The following is a 14,254-nucleotide window of genomic DNA, read 5'->3' as shown; positions in this document are numbered from 1 at the left end:
GACGAGCACGCCCTTCGACCTCCCTCCGGCCGGTCCGCCACCTGTGGTGCGAGCGAGTGGTTCGATACCTTGGGAGCGTCGGTCGATGAGAAGAGGAAGAGCGTTGACCCAGCTCCCCGACGTCTCGCGAGCGCCCACGATGACGGACGTCGCACGCGTCGCCGGCGTGTCCCACCAGACGGTTTCACGCGTGCTCAGTGACCATCCGAACGTCAGCGCCAAGACGCGTGCGGCGGTGACACAGGTCATAAAACAGCTCGGGTATCGGCGGAACTCTGCCGCGCGGGCTCTCGCGACCCGCCGGACCCACACGTTGGGCGTCATGGCGGTGAACACCACTCTCTACGGTCCGGCCAGCACGCTCGCCGGAGTCCAGGAAGCGGCGCGGGACCGCGGCTACCTCACCTCCGCGGTCACCCTTCGGACCGCGACGCAGGGAGCCCTCGCCGAGGCCATGCACCACCTTGCGGAGTGGGGCGTCGAGGGGATCGTCGCCGTCACACCGCAACGGGCCGCGGTGCGGGCGCTTGCGTCGCTGGCGGCACCCTGTCCCGTGGTCACCGTCGAGGGCGGCCACACGCTGGACCTGCCGGGGGTGTCGCTGGACCAGCTTCTCGGTGCCCGCATGCTTACGGAGCATCTTCTCGCGTCGGACCATTCGACTGTGTGGCATGTCGCGGGGCCGCATGACTGGCTGGAGAGCGAGGCCCGTACCGAGGGGTGGGAGAGCGCGCTGCGCGAAGCCGGTGCCGAGGTGCCGCCGCCGCTGCGTGGCGACTGGAGTCCGCTCTCGGGCTATCGGGCCGGCCAGCAGCTCGCGGGCCGGGTCCTGGCCTCGCCGGGGCAGAGAGGGGGCCCGACGGCGGTGTTCGTCGCGAACGACCAGATGGCTCTCGGCGTACTGCGCGCGTTCCGGGAGGCGGGTCTTCGTACACCGGAGGACGTGGCCGTCGCGGGCTTCGACGACATCCCCGAGGCGGAGTTCTTCCCTCCCCCGCTCACCACGATCCGTCAGGACTTCGCGTCGCTCGGCCGCAGCAGCATCGGGCTGCTTCTGGACCACATCGAGGGCAGGACGAGCGAGTCGACGCACCTGACGGTGGCGCCTGAGCTCATCGTGCGCGCGAGTACGGCCCGGCGGAGATCCGCTCCTGAAGAGTGACCGCCCCCGGCCGCTCGGACTGAGCCAAGGCCCTGACTGACCGCGCCTTCCACTCGTGCGGAACAGCGGGCGCACGGGTACGCACAGTCGACGCCTGCTGACGGCGACTGTGCGCACCCTTGCGCATCAGTGACGGACACCTACGGCCACGGTGTCGGGGCCGGCGGTGCGACTACCGGAGGCCGGTCGTCGCAGGTGATGGTGTTCGGGAGTTCCCAGGACGCCATCCAGGCGCCCGTCGTGCCGCCACCGTCGTTGCCGCCGAGGTCCTGCACCGCGAACTCGGATCCTGTGGCCGGGAAGTTGAACGATCCGCAGTTGTTGATGCCGACCGCACCGACGTTGCGGGCGTCCACGTTCTCGAAGGACGCCGAACCGGCGGAGCGGGCGCTGAGCACCGACGTGCCGGTGCCGTCCACGCGAATGTCCTTGAAGTGGACGCCGCGGATGGCGTACTTGTCCTTCACCGGGAAGTCGGAGACCAGCATCACCGCGTTGTAGGTGCTGTCGAGGAAGTGGTCGCCGGTGACCTGGATGTCGGCGTCGATGTCCCGCTCCAGGGCGTAGAACCAGATGGCGCCGAGACCGATCTTCCAGTTGAGTTCGAACGGCCCTGAGCGGACGGTGGTGTTGTCCGTGATCCACAGGTGCCCGGCGAACGGTTCCGCGCCGAAGCGGGAGCCGACCTGGATGGCGCTGCCCTCCCTGATGGGGTCGGCGATGAGGTTGCCGGTGATCTTGTTGTCGGTACCGCCGTAGAGAGCGATGCCGTTGGCGAGGACGGGGGTCTGCACGGTGTTGTGGGAGAAGACGTTGCGCGCGTTGCCGGTCTTCTCCGACCACATGGCCAGACCGTCGTCACCGGTGTTGCGGACGAAGCTGTCCGAGACGGTGGAATCGGTGACGCCGGTGTGGAAGTTGAGGCCGTCGGCGATCTGGTCGGCGATCACGTTGCGCGTGATGCGCAGGCGTGTCATCGGACCGTCGAACCACATGCCGACCTTGGTGTGGTGCAGATAGAGGCCGTCGATCGTCGAGTCGCTGAGCGCACCGCCCACGGCGTTGACCTGGTCGGTGTCGATGCGTTCACGGACGTCGCCCTCGACGGCGAAGCCGGACAGGTGGACGTCGTGACTGCCGCCGTCCGCCGCGTCCTTGCCGTAGAAGCCGACGCCGGTGTGGACCGAGCCGTCCGGGGCCGGGGTGCCGAGGGTGACCTGGTGTCCCTTGACGATGGTGTACCAGTTTCCCGCACCGACGATCGTCACGTCGTCCACGACGATGTGCCGGTTCACCTGGTACGTGCCCGGCGGCAGGTACACCTTGAGGTGGTGCTTCTTGGCGTACGCGATGGCCCGGTCGAACGCGTCGCCCGCGTCACGCCGGCCGGTGGGGTCGGCACCGAACGCGAGGACGTTCGCCGCGCGCAGCTCGATGTGCGGCGCCGCGACGAGCTGCGTGTCGAGCAGGTCGATCACGGTCCAGGCCGCTGCGCTGCCCTTGGGCGCGGTGAGACGGACGGTGTCGCCCGCCTCGTAGCGCTTGCCGAGCAGGAGCCGCTGCTCGTCGTAGAAGTGGCTGGGCCTGAACGGCTTGTCGATGACCGGAGTCGGGGTGGTGGCGGCGGGTACGCATCCGCACTCCGTGATCCACCAGTCCGGGTGCAGCAGGTCGGCCTGGGGGTCGTTGCTGAACGGGTACTGGTTGTAGAGCCAGGAGTACTGCGAGGTGAGCGTCATCGTCGAGCGGTGTCTGCCGTCGACGGCGACGTCGAGAGGCGCGGTGATGCCGCCGCCTCGGGGCGCGTCGGGGAGGCTGTAGCGCACGGTGAGCGCGTTGGCGTCGCGCGGCAGGGTGAACTCGACGTGCTCGCCCGGCTTCAGGCGCACCGCGGTACGCCCGGAGGCCTCGGAGGGCAGGGTGTAGGCGGCGCGGTCGGGGCCGATGATCGTGCCGTTCGTCGACGCGTTCTCCGCCTCCTGTTCGGCGAAGTCCACGGCGGCGCCGCGTCCCGCGACGAGGGCGGGATCGAGGCCGGCCCGCGTCACCACCGGAGTGCCCGCGCCGCTGCCCTGTCCGCCGGCCGCCGGTGCCGGGGAGCCGAGGCCGAGGACCATTCCGACGGCTGCCGCGGTCACTGCCGCGGCGGCTCCGACCGGTCTTCGCGCGCGGCTGCGGACCCGCTCCGCAGCCCCGTCTGTGCTGTACCGCGACATCAGATTCTCGCTTCTTTCGGGACGGACGAACGAGGACGGACGAGGGGCGAGGAACGAGGGCCGAGCACGGTCGAACAGGAGCGGACGAGCGGTGTCTACGAGGGGAGTTGGCCCGCACGCCACTGGGCGGGCGGCAGGAGGCAGAGGCCGTGCCGGTGCGGTGACAGTAGGACGTAGCGGGGCAGCCCGACAAGACGCCGGACGCGTCTTTCCATCATCCAGTTCGTATTCTGCGTTCTTTCATCGATTTCTTGCGGTCCACGGCACAGCGGAGCGTCGCTCCTGCGCTGTCAGCGGTCAATGGCCGGCAAGTGGGCCAGACCGGTGTCGAGCATCACGCGGTCGACCGTTCCGTGGAGGGTGCTGTCCGCACCGACGACCGTTTCCACGGCACCGGGCAGAAGGTCGCGCGGCCGGTACCAGTCGCGCAACTGCGCCTCGTCGACATCGTCGGCGATCGGCTTCGTGGCGTGCCGGGTGAGCGTCTCGGCGAACGGCACGTCCAAGTAGTAGGCGTGGGTCTTCCCGCGATGATCGGCGCACAGTCCGGCGAGCATGTCCCCGTAGTGGTCGGCGTGGAGGATGCCCTCCACGACCACGTGGTACCCGGCGTCCAGTGCGTACCGGGCCGTCAGATCGATCAGACCGATGTTCGCCGCACCCGGCCGGTCCCGTTCGCGCAGCACGAGGCGCCGCAGGTTGTCCTGTCCTACGAGAGCCAGCCCCCGGCCGAAGCGGTCACGAAGGCCGGCGGCCACGGACGACTTTCCCGAGGCACTGTTCCCCCGCAGGAGCACCAGCCGGGACTCCACGCTGCCCACCATCACCACTGACCACCAATCCCCCGCATCGGCACGGCAGTTCCAGGTCAGCATGCCCGTGACGCGACGGCCTCAGGCCGGCCACCCGAGTGACCGAGCACGGGCCTCGGAGGCGGCCTGTCCGATCCCGGCCGAAATGACCAACCGGCGGCGGGCGCGGACTCCGTCAGTGCTTCCGCGCGGTGATCAGCGCGAAGGAGAGGAACTCTCCGGCGTCCGCGGTGAGCATCTCGATGACGGGCGCGTTCGCGCTCGCGCCATCGGGACCACGCGCCGCGCCGGCCCGGGCCCACAGCAGCCAGTCCTCCCAGGCGTCTGCCTGCAAACGCGCCGAAGTGACCTCCACCAACCCGGTGATCTCCCACTGGAAACGCCACCACTCCGCCGTGTGCCAGGCGATCGCCTCCCAGCCGACCACCTTCTTGATGTGGGGCGGGACGGCCCCGAGTTCACGGACCTCGCGCGTCATGGCCGGGGTGGCCATGCCCAGTTGGCCGCCGCGCCGGAGGAACCGCGACAGGTAGGGCAGATAGCTGTCCGCCGTACCGAAGTACTCGAACGCGTCCACGCTCACGATGGCGTCGAAGCTCTCCTCCTCGAACGGCAGCGCGTGCGCTTCGGCCCGCACGGCCGTCACCCGGTCACCGACCCCCGCGGCGGCGAAGACGGCTGCCGCGTCCTCGGAGGCGATCCACCAGTCGGCCGCGGCCACCTCGGCGCCGAACTCGCGGGCCAGGAACACCGACGTGGCCCCCTTGCCCGAGCCGAGGTCGAGAATCCGCATCCCGGGGCGCAGATCGAGTGTCCCGGCCAGGTCCTCCAGCAGCCACAACGGGTTGGGCCCCATGTCGAGGTCGAGCAGCCAGGCGGGGTCGTAGCGGGACGAGCGCGGATACCGGTCCGGACGTACGAGAGCACTCAGGTCGGTCACGAGCACGAACCAAGCCGGTCACCGAGACAGGCACAACCCGTTTCCCCCTGGCCCAAGGTCCGCGGGGGATCACGGTAGGCAACCGGCACATCGCCGCGACAACCCTATACTTCCGTATAGGCTCACCTCTTGAGGCAAGATACGGATTGTTGAGGACGTTTGCGGAGTCATGACGGATTCAGCGTTGTACTCGACGGAAGAGGTCGCCGAGATGCTCGGCCTCCACGTCCGCACGGTTCGCGGTTACGTGCGGGACGGCCGCTTGCCCGCCGTGCGGATCGGCAAGCAGTACCGGATCGCCGCAGCGGACGTGGACTCCCTCACCGAGGGCCGCACGCCGGCGCCGCCGGCCGCCACGGTGAGCGGGCCACCGCGCGTCGAGGTGACAGCCGTCGTGCAGGTCGACGGGATCGACAGGGTGGCGATGTCCCGGCTGAGCACGCTCGTGACGAGCGCGGCGGCGACCCGTCCGGGGCGCGGGGCACGCCTGCACCTGGAGACCCTCTACGACGAGCAGCGGAACTCCGCGAAGTTCGTCGCCATCGGCAGCGCCGACGACACGGCCACGCTGGTCGGCCTCATCGGATCGTTCACGGAATCGGAACTGTGAACGTCCTCTCGATCCAGCAGTCCTCGACGGACGGAGACCAGGAATGACCGGAAACCCGGACAAGCCCGCCCCCGAAGACGCCAAGGCGCTCCGGTCGCTGCTGCGTGCCGATCTCGTCGCCGCGATGAAGGCGCGCCGGACCGAGGCGGTCACCGCGTTGCGCACCGCCATCGGGGTCATCGACAACGCCGAGGCCGTGGAGGCACCCACGCGGTCCGCATCTCACGCGGTGAGCGAACACGTCGCCGGCGCCCGGAACGGGGTCGGTTCAACGGAAGCGGAACGCCGCGTCCTGTCCGTCGACGACGTTCGCAACCTCCTGCAGTCACAGATCGACGACCGCGCCGGCGAAGCCGATCGATACGACACCTACGGTCAGCGCGACGCGGCCCTTCGGCTCCGACGCGAGGCCGACGTACTGAGTCGGTACCTGTCCGGCTGAGACCACTCGTCACTCGCTCCCGCGCGGGAGCGACCACTGATGGGCCATCTGTCTCCGGTCCCGGCGGACCAGGACGGCCGTGCTGATCGCGACGAAGAAGAGAGCGGTGGCGAGCGGTGCGATGAAGTACGTCATGACGGCTCCTGTCGCCCGGCCGCGCGCTGCGGGCCAGGAGGGGCGAGAACGTGGCGGGGGTCGGCCGCGGGACTGCCGGCGGCCGCGCGCAGGGGTCGTACGGACAGGCAAGTCAGCCACCAGGCGACGAGCGGCGCACCCACGGATGCCACCAGGCGCAGAACACCCGCGGTGGCTCCCGGAGTCGCCGCGAGGATGATGAGAAGAGCGAGGCCGGTGTCGAGGAGCCAGGCGAGCGCCGCCAGCAGGGACACGGCGACCGCCACCGGCACTCCGCCCATGCCCCACGCGTCGAGGTCGACGTCCGTGTCGAAGCTGTTCACGGCGACGACCCCGAACGCGGCCGACAGCCAGAAGCACGCGGCCACGACGAGGGCGGCGGTGAACAGAACGCCGGGCAGACCCGTGGCCGCCTCGACGAACATCCGCATCTCCGCCCCCCTCCCTCGCCGGCCGTGACCGGGGGGCGCACCGCTCCCCTCCGGGTTCCGTGCCGGACACCACCTGCCGGTGTCCGGCACCAGAACCCTTCGCAGTGCTCCCCGGACGTCATGGTGCCCGCCCCGCCCACGGACGCGCATTGCCGAATCCCGGCAGTGTTCACTAGGGTCTCCATGCCGGTGAGCCGCTAAGAACTCGTCACCGGCGCGTCAAGAATTCGGGGGCGACGTGACCGGCCGGGACAATCCCGTGCACTATCTGCACGGCTATACGGAGATCCTGGCCGACATCTCGTCCACGGGCCGCCGCCTGACCCGGGAGGAGATCGAGTCCCGGCGCGCCCTGGGCGAGCAGGCCGCCGAGGCCGGCCACAGGCTGCGCAGCCTCGTCAGCGAACACCTCACGGCGGCACGTTCCGCCTGGCCGCACTCCGCCGGTTCCGCCGACATGGCACTCTTCGCCGTGCAGCAGGTGATAGACGCCTTCGCCGAGGGCTTCGAGCGCGCTCAGCGCCAGGCCGTTCGCCAGGAAGAGGCGGCCCGCCGCGAGTTCATCGACGACCTGCTCTACGGACGCAGCGACCTGGGCCGCCTCGCCGAGCGCTCCGAACGGTTCGGCCTGCGGCTGTCCCACGACCACGCCGTCGCCGTCGCGGAGGGCCCCTCGGCCTACGAGGAGGGCGATCCCGCACCCCGGAAGGTCGAGCACGCGCTCATGGGCCGGTTCGGCGCCCGCGACATCCTCACCACCACCAAGGACGGGCGGCTGGTGTGCGTCGCCCCCGGCCATCAGGACGACGTGCTCGCCTACTTCGCGAAACTGGCGTACGCCGCCATCGACGGCGGGCGGATCGGAATCGGCCGGCCTCAGCCGGGCCCCGGTGGCGTCGTCCATTCCTACGAGGAAGCGCTCAACGCCCTGGAACTGGGGGAGCGTCTGGGCCTCGACGAACCGGTGCTGCGGGCCGCCGACCTACTCGTCTACCCCGTCCTGACCCGGGACCGCCAGGCCATGGCCGACCTCGTGCTGGACGCCCTCGCCCCCCTCACCACGGCACGCGGCGGCGCCCGGCCTCTCCTCGACACCCTTACCGCGTACTTCGACTGCGGCTGCGTCGCCGCCGAGGCGGCCCGCCGCCTGACCCTGAGCGTGCGCGCCCTGACGTACCGCCTGGAGCGCATCCACAAGCTCACCGGCGCCAACCCGGCCGACCCCGCCGATCGCTACATGCTCCAGACGGCCGTGATCGGGGCGCGCCTGCTGGACTGGCCGGCAGAGGCCCTCTGACCGTCCGGTTCATGTCTGCCAGACGTTGCCCATCTCCGCGGCGAACGCCGTCGGCGAGCCGTCGAAACCACGGACCGTCTCCTGAAGCGACCAGGGCCCGGAGCCGTCCCTGGTGAACTCCGCGATGGTCGTGGCGTTCGATGCCGCGACCCGGGCGAGGTCGTCCGTCATCAGTTCCCTGTAGTCCTCGGCGACCAGCACCCCCGCGTTCTTGATGTCGCCGAACGTCAGGGCGCCCTGGTCCTGGTGGATGGCCACACCCACCACGACGCGCGCGTACGACGACGCCAGCCGGTCGAGTTCCAGGACCATCACCTCGACGAAGCCGAGCCCCTGGCCGGTCTCACTGTGGCGGCTCATGTTGATGGTGCCGTCCGGCGACCGGCTCTCGGTGTGGACGACGTACACCGGCCGCCCGTGCGGCTGCCCGGCGGAATAGGTCGCCGCCATGATGTCGAGGTGACGGGGCGGCTCCCCCCAGGGACTGGGATCCCAGCGGAGCTTCACCTGGACCTTCGCGAGCCCATTGCCGACACCGCTCACGGACATCGCCTCCCCTGAACCGAACCTGTATGGAACGCGTATCCACGCCGTCAAGTATCCCTCCGCGCACGGCTGTTCGTGCAGGTCGATCGGTAGGCGGCTTTCAGGACGCCGGGACGGGTCCCCGGCCGCCCCTCACCGGACGGTCCCGCCGCCCCGTCCCGTTGCTCCGGAGCCGGTCGTGCCCGCCGCCGGGTGGCCGGCATCGCTCGACGAAGGGTCCTTTACGCTGGCGGGGCTGCCGAGGACGAGGAGACCAGGCCGATGTTCCGGCTCTCACTGCCCGTTGTGACCGAACGGCTCACTCTGCGCCGGTTCACGCCGGACGACCTCGACGCCCTGCACGCGTATCAGAGCCTGCCCGGCGTCGCCCGCTACCTCTTCCGCGCGCCGCTCACCCGCGACCAGTGCGCCCGGAGTCTCACGCGGCGCGCGGCCGGGACGGCGTGGGCCGAGGACGGCGACGACCTGGTGGTGGCCGTGTGCGAGACGGGCGGGACGACGGTCGTCGGCGAGATCGTTCTCAAACTGGCGAGCGCGCGGGCCCGCCAGGCAGAGATCGGCTGGGTCTTCCATCCCGCGTACGGCGGCCGGGGTTACGCCACCGAGGCCGCACGGGCGGCTGCCTCACTCGCCTTCACGGAGCTGAAGGTTCACCGGCTCTTCGCGCGCCTCGACGTGCTCAACAGCGGTTCGGTGCGGGTGTGCGAGCGGCTCGGTATGCGCCGCGAAGCGCACTTCGTCGAGAACGACCTCGACGGCGAGCGCTGGGCCGGCGAGTACGTCTACGCGACACTCGCCCACGAGTGGAAGGGCGATCGAGACCGGCGCGAACCCCTCCGGTGAACCCGATGGAGCGCGGACTCCGCCGGGGGCCGGGGCCTCTACGGCAGTGGCTCCGTCGGCCGCCCCGACCCGCATCCGTGCGGCCCCTTCACGGCGCGGGTGACGAGGACTACCGGATCACCTCGTAGTGGAGGTGCGTCACGCCGGGTGCCGGGATCGTCTGCAGGAGACGCAGGTCCACATGGCTCGGGAGCTCGTGGAAGAAGGGGCGACCGCCTCCCAGGAGGACCGGCACCTGGTGGAGGATCACCTCGTCCACGAGGCCCGCCTCCAGCGCGGACGACAGCACGCCGCCTCCCATGAGGGCGACGTCTTTGCCCTGCGCGGCCTCGCGTGCCGCCGCCACCGCGTCCTCGACGCCGGTGGTCACGAGCGTCTGTGACCCGGTGATCTCGGGCGCCGGGCGGTGGCTGAGGACGAAGAGCGGCGCTGTCGGGTGCGGTCCGCCGCCGCCGAAATGACGGGAGTGCTCGTAGGTGGTGCGCCCAGCGACCGTCGCCCCCACGCGTCCCGCGACGGCGTCGAAGAACCGGGCGCTGGGTTCGCTGAGACGGAACCCGTCGAAGGACTCGCTCGACGTGTCACCGCCGAAGTACCAGTCGAAGAGCATCGACGCGTCACCGAGTCCGCTGCCGAACTCCTCCTGACCTTCGGGAATGCGGCCACTGATGTAGCCGTCGACCGAGACGGCGTGGGCGCTGAAGACCTTGCTCATGCTGCTCCTGCGCTGTTGCTGGGGATCGTGGGGGATCACGCTGGTGCCGGGTGGTGAAGGGGGATGTCGTCGGCTGCTGCCGGCCGGGAGGGCCGAGCCCCGCCAACATAGCGATCGCCCCGGCCACTCTCCGGAAGGCCGCCAGGTGGTCGGCGCGGCTGGAGTATTCACCCCTGTGGGGCCGCGTCCCTCCCGCGACACGACAGGCGAGCGGCGTTCGACGCGTGGTGCCGGCCCGCCCGATCGCCGTGTCCTGGCAGGATTGCGTCATGGAACATGTGCTTGGAATCGGTGGGTACTTCATGCGCGCCGCCGACCCGGCGTCTCTGAGCGCCTGGTACCGCGACTGTCTGGGACTCAACACCAAGGAGAACGGCCTGTGGCAGCAGGAGGCCGGGCCGACGGTGTTCGCGCCGTTCGAGTCCGAGACCGACTACTTCGGGTCCCCTGCTCAGCAGACCATGCTCAACTTCCGCGTCCGCGACCTGGAGGCGATGCTCGCGCAACTGCGGGCCAAGGGGGCGGACGTCGCTGAGGAGACGCAGGACATGGAGGGTGTCGGTCGGTTCGGCTGGGTCACCGATCCCGAGGGCAACAAGATCGAGCTGTGGCAGCCCGCCTGAGCCCGCCCTCGACGATCTCCCCGTTCACGTCGCAAGTCGACTGGCACCTGAGCACCTGAGCACCTGAGCACCTGAGCACCTGACAGCGGAACTCCCCTCGGATGGAGGGGAGTTCCGCTGTCAGGGTGTCGGTCGGCCTGCGGGAATCGGTCAGCGTACGGAGATGCTGGTCAGCCGGGCGCCGCCCGGTTTGCCCGCGTCGGTCGCGAGTGCCACGTATCGGGCGGTGCCGTTGGCGGTGAGCCGACGGCTCCTGCCGTGTCCGGTGAGTTGACCGGCCTGCGTATACGTCAGGCCGTCGCTGCTGAGTTCCGCCTTCAGACCCGGAACGCGACCGCCGGTCCACTCCGTGCGGATCTCCTGGACGGGGCGCTCGGCGCCGAGGTCGACGACCATGCGGCCGTCCGGGCCGGGTGTCCAGGCCGTGTGCGGGTCCCCGTCGACGGCGGCCGACGGGTCCGACATGCCGGGCGGGAGCGGACGGGTCGGGAAGACCGTGCGCCCCAGGGCGAGGTCGCCCAGCGGATAGGCCTCGGCGCCCCGCAGGGTGACGGTGGTGGTGCGGCCCGCGCGTACCTCCGCCACCTCGCTGTGCCCCTGGCCGGTGACCCGGAGGCGGCAGGACGGACCGGTGAATCGCACGGTGGCGGCGTCGACGACTTCGGCCCGGAGTCCGGCGGGCAGCCTTCCTCCGAAGGCCGGGCTCACCTCCATGCGCGGAGGCAGGAGTTCGGCCGTGGCGGCGTCAAGATCGGCCTCGTAGGTGCTGCCTTGCGCGGTGAGGGTCTGGCGTCCCTCGAACAGGGACGTGCGCGAGCCGGCTTGCGGGATGTCGACACGCGTCGTCACCTGCTGTTCGGACAGGTTGAACAGGCTGAGGTGGTCCTCGGTGAGGGCCGCGCGGACGCTGTCGTCCTCGGCCCGCGGAGCGGCACCGCGCGCGAGGTCGCGGAGCTTGTCGGTGGATATACCGGGAAAGCCCTCTGCCAGCAGTGGCGTTGCCGGGCCGTCGGCCAGGACGATCGTGTCGCCGTACACCGCGAGCGGCTGCTTCGATCCCCGGACGACGAGGCCGGCCCGGCCGTCGACGTCGAGCCAGCCGCCCGCGCTGGAGACGTCGGGCTCGGGCCAGGAGACGAGGTCGTTCCACTGCTTGCCGTCGGCCGATCCCTGCACGGTGTAGGCGCGTCCGGCCGCGGCCTCCCAGCGGAGGGTGACGCGGTCCACCGTGTGCGTCGCTCCGAGGTCGACGGCGATCCAGCTGTCCGCCCGGGACCGGTCAGCCTTGGAAACCGCCCATCGGCTCGTGGCGTTTCCGTCCACCGCCAGGGCCGGTTGCTTGCCGGTGTCGTACGAGGAGGCGGTCGCCGTCCCGCTCCGGGCGAGGTCGGTGCCGTCCGAACCCTCGCGGGCCTCGAAGGCGTAGAGGGAGTAGCCGTATGTCGGGTCGGGCAGGACGCCGATCATGCGCAGGTGGCCGACCTCGGTCTTCGCGAAGGTGACCTCATCCACGCGCGGGGTGGCGGCGGCCGGTCGAGCGTCCTGGGCGGTCACGGTGGCGCTGCCCTCGGCGAAGCGGTAGGTGCGTGAACCCGTGAGGCCCGCCATGCCCGGCATGGTGAGGTTGTGGATCTCCAGATGCCCCTCCCCCGCCGCTACGCCGGTCGTCGCGTAGACGACGGCGCCCGAGGGCAGGGTGGTCAGGCCCGCCCGGCCGGTGCTCAGGCGCACCACGGTGGCGCTGCCGTCGAACCCGTCGCGGACCGTGCTGTACGTCCGCACCTGGCGGCCGGTCACCTGCGCGGCGGTGCTGGGCAGGAACATGGGGTTGGCGCCGCTGAGCTTGAACAGCCAGTCGTCGTGGGCCGGTTGCCAGGCGAACTTCACGAAGCCCGGCTTGGTCACGGCGCCCGCCCAGGCGCCGGTCGACTGGTGGGACACCAGGCCGGGAACGGTGCCGAAGTCGGTGACCCCCGAGGCGTGTTGGAACAGTTCCTCCGAGGTCAGGGGGCGCACCGTGCGGCCCTGGCTCGCGGCCCACAGGTGCAGGAGGTAGCTGATGGCCACCTCCGCGCGGGCCTCGGGCTCGTACTTCGGCTCACCGGAGAACTTCGCCAGACGGTACTCCGGCGGGTACTTCTGGTACGCCTCCAGCCGCTCGGCGAGCGCCACTTCCGCCCGGGCCGCCGCGCGGTCGCCGACGACCTGCGCGAGGAAGGCGAGGGGGATGACGTCACGGCCGTAGAGGTGCTCGCGGTCGTTGACCATCGGCATCAGCGGCTCGCCGGCGTCACTCATCACCCCGAGCAGGGTGCGCCACAGCTGGTCGGCGTTCGGCTGGTTGGTGAGGACCTGGGGCAACGGGCGGCCGGCAGTGATGAAGTGGGCGGCGTTGCGGCCGGACGTTCGGAACAGTTCTTCCTGGTAGTGCGGCCCGAAGGATCCGTGGTTCTCGACGATGAAGGTGTCATAGAGGTTGCGGGCCGTGTTGTCGGAGACGGGGACGCCGTCGACAAGGGCCGGGTTGACCAGGTCCGCCTGGGGCAGACCGGTCTCGTTGCGGGACCAGGTGCCGAATGCCTTGTCCCAGTCGGCGTGCCGCGCGTCGTCCGGCGCCCAGGCCAGTCCTGGGGCGAGGGACTGCGCGTAGACGCCCATCTCCTCGAGCTTGGTGTCGCCCTCGTGGCCGCCGAGGAGACCGTGCGGGGTCCAGCTGCCGGAGTTCGGGTCGTCGCCGGTCCCCAAGCCCGTGGTGTAGGCGGCCTGTTCACGGGCGATCGTGTCGACGTGGGTCCGGGTGGCCTCGTCGAGGTCGTCCCACAGCAGCCGTGCGGCCAGCACGAAGTAGAGCTGGAAGGTGGTGTCGAAGAACAGCGTCCGGCCCCACTGCGTGCCGCCGGTGAGCCGGTTGGACGCGGCGAAGTGCTGGATCGTCGCGATCGTCCGGTCCTTCAGCGTCTTCTCGTCGATCCCGGCGCTGTCGCTGTCGTATGTGCCGTGGGTGAGGAGAACCGCGTTGCCGAGCACCACGGCGAAGCCGAAGTCCTTGTCCGTGTAGTAGCCGCGGGTCTCGTCCCACTGCGTCTCGGACCAATGGGTGTGGTTCAGCAGGACGCGGTAGTAGGTCTCCGCGGTGGTGTCGCGTGCCGTGCCCGGACGTCCTTGGGCGCTCGCCGTGCCGCTGCCGAGGGTGACGGGGACGGTCGCCGCGAGGGCGGCGGCGCCGAGAAGCTGGACGAAACGGCGGCGATCGACATGCAGGGATGGCTCGGGCACGCTGGGCGCCTTTCGATAAGACAACGTTGTCAGACGGATGACCGAAATTGTTCGTCCGGAATCGTCTGTTCGTCAAGGGGTGGGGCAGGAGTGATCGTTGCCTTCCGAAGGACAGGGTGCCGGACGTCGGCGCGGTCCCGGCAGGTCGGCACCCGTGCGGGTGCCCCCGCCGAGAGGTCGACGGGGGCACTCGGGGCGGCGGCTGT

General features: G+C 70.4%; 14 protein-coding genes. 6 read left to right on the top strand and 8 right to left on the bottom strand.

All coding sequences use genetic code 11. The features are described 5' to 3' along the window. Positions 1–85 precede the first annotated feature (85 nt). On the top strand, positions 86–1,162 hold the full coding sequence (locus ACIRQH_RS11560; RefSeq protein WP_404225393.1) for a LacI family DNA-binding transcriptional regulator: 1,077 nt from the start codon (positions 86–88) through the stop codon (positions 1,160–1,162). A 140-nt stretch (positions 1,163–1,302) separates the two neighbouring features. Here the strand turns inward: ACIRQH_RS11560 and ACIRQH_RS11555 are convergent, their stop codons facing one another. From ACIRQH_RS11555 to ACIRQH_RS11545, 3 genes are all read right to left on the bottom strand, one after another. Beyond that, entirely contained in the window at positions 1,303–3,279 is a 1,977-nt protein-coding gene (locus tag ACIRQH_RS11555) for a glycosyl hydrolase family 28-related protein (RefSeq protein ID WP_404225717.1), read from the bottom strand. A 389-nt stretch (positions 3,280–3,668) separates the two neighbouring features. After that, complete coding sequence (locus ACIRQH_RS11550; RefSeq protein ID WP_404225391.1) at positions 3,669–4,202, bottom strand: AAA family ATPase; 534 nt, start codon at positions 4,200–4,202, stop codon at positions 3,669–3,671. Between the two features lie 163 nt (positions 4,203–4,365). After that, positions 4,366–5,130, bottom strand: a complete 765-nt coding sequence (locus tag ACIRQH_RS11545; RefSeq protein ID WP_404225389.1) for an SAM-dependent methyltransferase — start codon at positions 5,128–5,130, stop codon at positions 4,366–4,368. A gap of 169 nt (positions 5,131–5,299) precedes the next feature. Here ACIRQH_RS11545 and ACIRQH_RS11540 point away from each other — a divergent pair, with 169 nt between their 5' ends. Both ACIRQH_RS11540 and ACIRQH_RS11535 read left to right on the top strand, forming a co-directional pair. Continuing rightward, a complete protein-coding gene (locus tag ACIRQH_RS11540; protein ID WP_404225387.1) occupies positions 5,300–5,740 on the top strand; it encodes a helix-turn-helix domain-containing protein in 441 nt (146 codons plus the stop codon). A gap of 43 nt (positions 5,741–5,783) precedes the next feature. After that, complete coding sequence (locus tag ACIRQH_RS11535; protein WP_404225385.1) at positions 5,784–6,182, top strand: hypothetical protein; 399 nt, start codon at positions 5,784–5,786, stop codon at positions 6,180–6,182. A gap of 9 nt (positions 6,183–6,191) precedes the next feature. Here the strand turns inward: ACIRQH_RS11535 and ACIRQH_RS11530 are convergent, their stop codons facing one another. Continuing rightward, positions 6,192–6,317 (bottom strand): hypothetical protein, encoded by a 126-nt coding sequence (locus tag ACIRQH_RS11530; protein ID WP_404225383.1) that lies wholly within the window; start codon positions 6,315–6,317, stop codon positions 6,192–6,194. Further along, positions 6,314–6,748, bottom strand: a complete 435-nt coding sequence (locus ACIRQH_RS11525; RefSeq protein WP_404225381.1) for a hypothetical protein — start codon at positions 6,746–6,748, stop codon at positions 6,314–6,316. Before ACIRQH_RS11525 ends, ACIRQH_RS11530 begins: the two co-directional genes overlap by 4 nt. Positions 6,749–6,986: 238 nt before the next feature. Between ACIRQH_RS11525 and ACIRQH_RS11520 the strand changes: the two genes are divergently transcribed. After that, complete coding sequence (locus ACIRQH_RS11520) at positions 6,987–8,045, top strand: PucR family transcriptional regulator (protein ID WP_388873290.1); 1,059 nt, start codon at positions 6,987–6,989, stop codon at positions 8,043–8,045. Between the two features lie 9 nt (positions 8,046–8,054). Here the strand turns inward: ACIRQH_RS11520 and ACIRQH_RS11515 are convergent, their stop codons facing one another. Next, positions 8,055–8,594 carry a TerD family protein gene (locus tag ACIRQH_RS11515; RefSeq protein WP_358816111.1) on the bottom strand — a complete coding sequence of 180 codons (540 nt, stop codon included), beginning with the start codon at positions 8,592–8,594 and terminating at the stop codon, positions 8,055–8,057. A gap of 258 nt (positions 8,595–8,852) precedes the next feature. Between ACIRQH_RS11515 and ACIRQH_RS11510 the strand changes: the two genes are divergently transcribed. Next, positions 8,853–9,434 carry a GNAT family N-acetyltransferase gene (locus ACIRQH_RS11510; protein WP_358816110.1) on the top strand — a complete coding sequence of 194 codons (582 nt, stop codon included), beginning with the start codon at positions 8,853–8,855 and terminating at the stop codon, positions 9,432–9,434. A 109-nt stretch (positions 9,435–9,543) separates the two neighbouring features. Here the strand turns inward: ACIRQH_RS11510 and ACIRQH_RS11505 are convergent, their stop codons facing one another. After that, the gene (locus tag ACIRQH_RS11505; protein ID WP_388873298.1) at positions 9,544–10,149 is read right to left on the bottom strand and encodes a dihydrofolate reductase family protein; all 606 of its coding nucleotides are present in this window, start codon (positions 10,147–10,149) and stop codon (positions 9,544–9,546) included. 269 nt (positions 10,150–10,418) lie between these two features. On the opposite strand from ACIRQH_RS11505, the gene ACIRQH_RS11500 reads away from it, so the two are divergent. Beyond that, on the top strand, positions 10,419–10,772 hold the full coding sequence (locus tag ACIRQH_RS11500; protein ID WP_404225378.1) for a VOC family protein: 354 nt from the start codon (positions 10,419–10,421) through the stop codon (positions 10,770–10,772). A 150-nt stretch (positions 10,773–10,922) separates the two neighbouring features. Here ACIRQH_RS11500 and ACIRQH_RS11495 read toward each other — a convergent pair whose 3' ends face one another. Next, positions 10,923–14,048, bottom strand: a complete 3,126-nt coding sequence (locus tag ACIRQH_RS11495) for a discoidin domain-containing protein (protein ID WP_404225376.1) — start codon at positions 14,046–14,048, stop codon at positions 10,923–10,925. Between the last annotated feature and the right edge of the window lie 206 nt (positions 14,049–14,254).

Source organism: Streptomyces sp. NPDC102279, assembly GCF_044766365.1.
GTDB lineage: Bacteria > Actinomycetota > Actinomycetes > Streptomycetales > Streptomycetaceae > Streptomyces.
Note: the sequence above shows the minus strand (reverse complement) of the source record. Positions and strands in the feature narration are given on the sequence as shown.

Bases quoted from the DNA above. Each gene is read 5' to 3' on its own strand.
- ACIRQH_RS11560 (WP_404225393.1), top strand. From the start codon at position 86: ATGAGAAGAGGAAGAGCGTTGACCCAGCTCCCCGACGTCTCGCGAGCG.
- ACIRQH_RS11555 (WP_404225717.1), bottom strand. From the start codon at position 3,279: ATGGTCCTCGGCCTCGGCTCCCCGGCACCGGCGGCCGGCGGACAGGGC.
- ACIRQH_RS11550 (WP_404225391.1), bottom strand. From the start codon at position 4,202: ATGGTGGGCAGCGTGGAGTCCCGGCTGGTGCTCCTGCGGGGGAACAGT.
- ACIRQH_RS11540 (WP_404225387.1), top strand. From the start codon at position 5,300: ATGACGGATTCAGCGTTGTACTCGACGGAAGAGGTCGCCGAGATGCTC.
- ACIRQH_RS11535 (WP_404225385.1), top strand. From the start codon at position 5,784: ATGACCGGAAACCCGGACAAGCCCGCCCCCGAAGACGCCAAGGCGCTC.
- ACIRQH_RS11530 (WP_404225383.1), bottom strand. From the start codon at position 6,317: ATGACGTACTTCATCGCACCGCTCGCCACCGCTCTCTTCTTCGTCGCG.
- ACIRQH_RS11525 (WP_404225381.1), bottom strand. From the start codon at position 6,748: ATGCGGATGTTCGTCGAGGCGGCCACGGGTCTGCCCGGCGTTCTGTTC.
- ACIRQH_RS11515 (WP_358816111.1), bottom strand. From the start codon at position 8,594: ATGTCCGTGAGCGGTGTCGGCAATGGGCTCGCGAAGGTCCAGGTGAAG.
- ACIRQH_RS11510 (WP_358816110.1), top strand. From the start codon at position 8,853: ATGTTCCGGCTCTCACTGCCCGTTGTGACCGAACGGCTCACTCTGCGC.
- ACIRQH_RS11505 (WP_388873298.1), bottom strand. From the start codon at position 10,149: ATGAGCAAGGTCTTCAGCGCCCACGCCGTCTCGGTCGACGGCTACATC.
- ACIRQH_RS11500 (WP_404225378.1), top strand. From the start codon at position 10,419: ATGGAACATGTGCTTGGAATCGGTGGGTACTTCATGCGCGCCGCCGAC.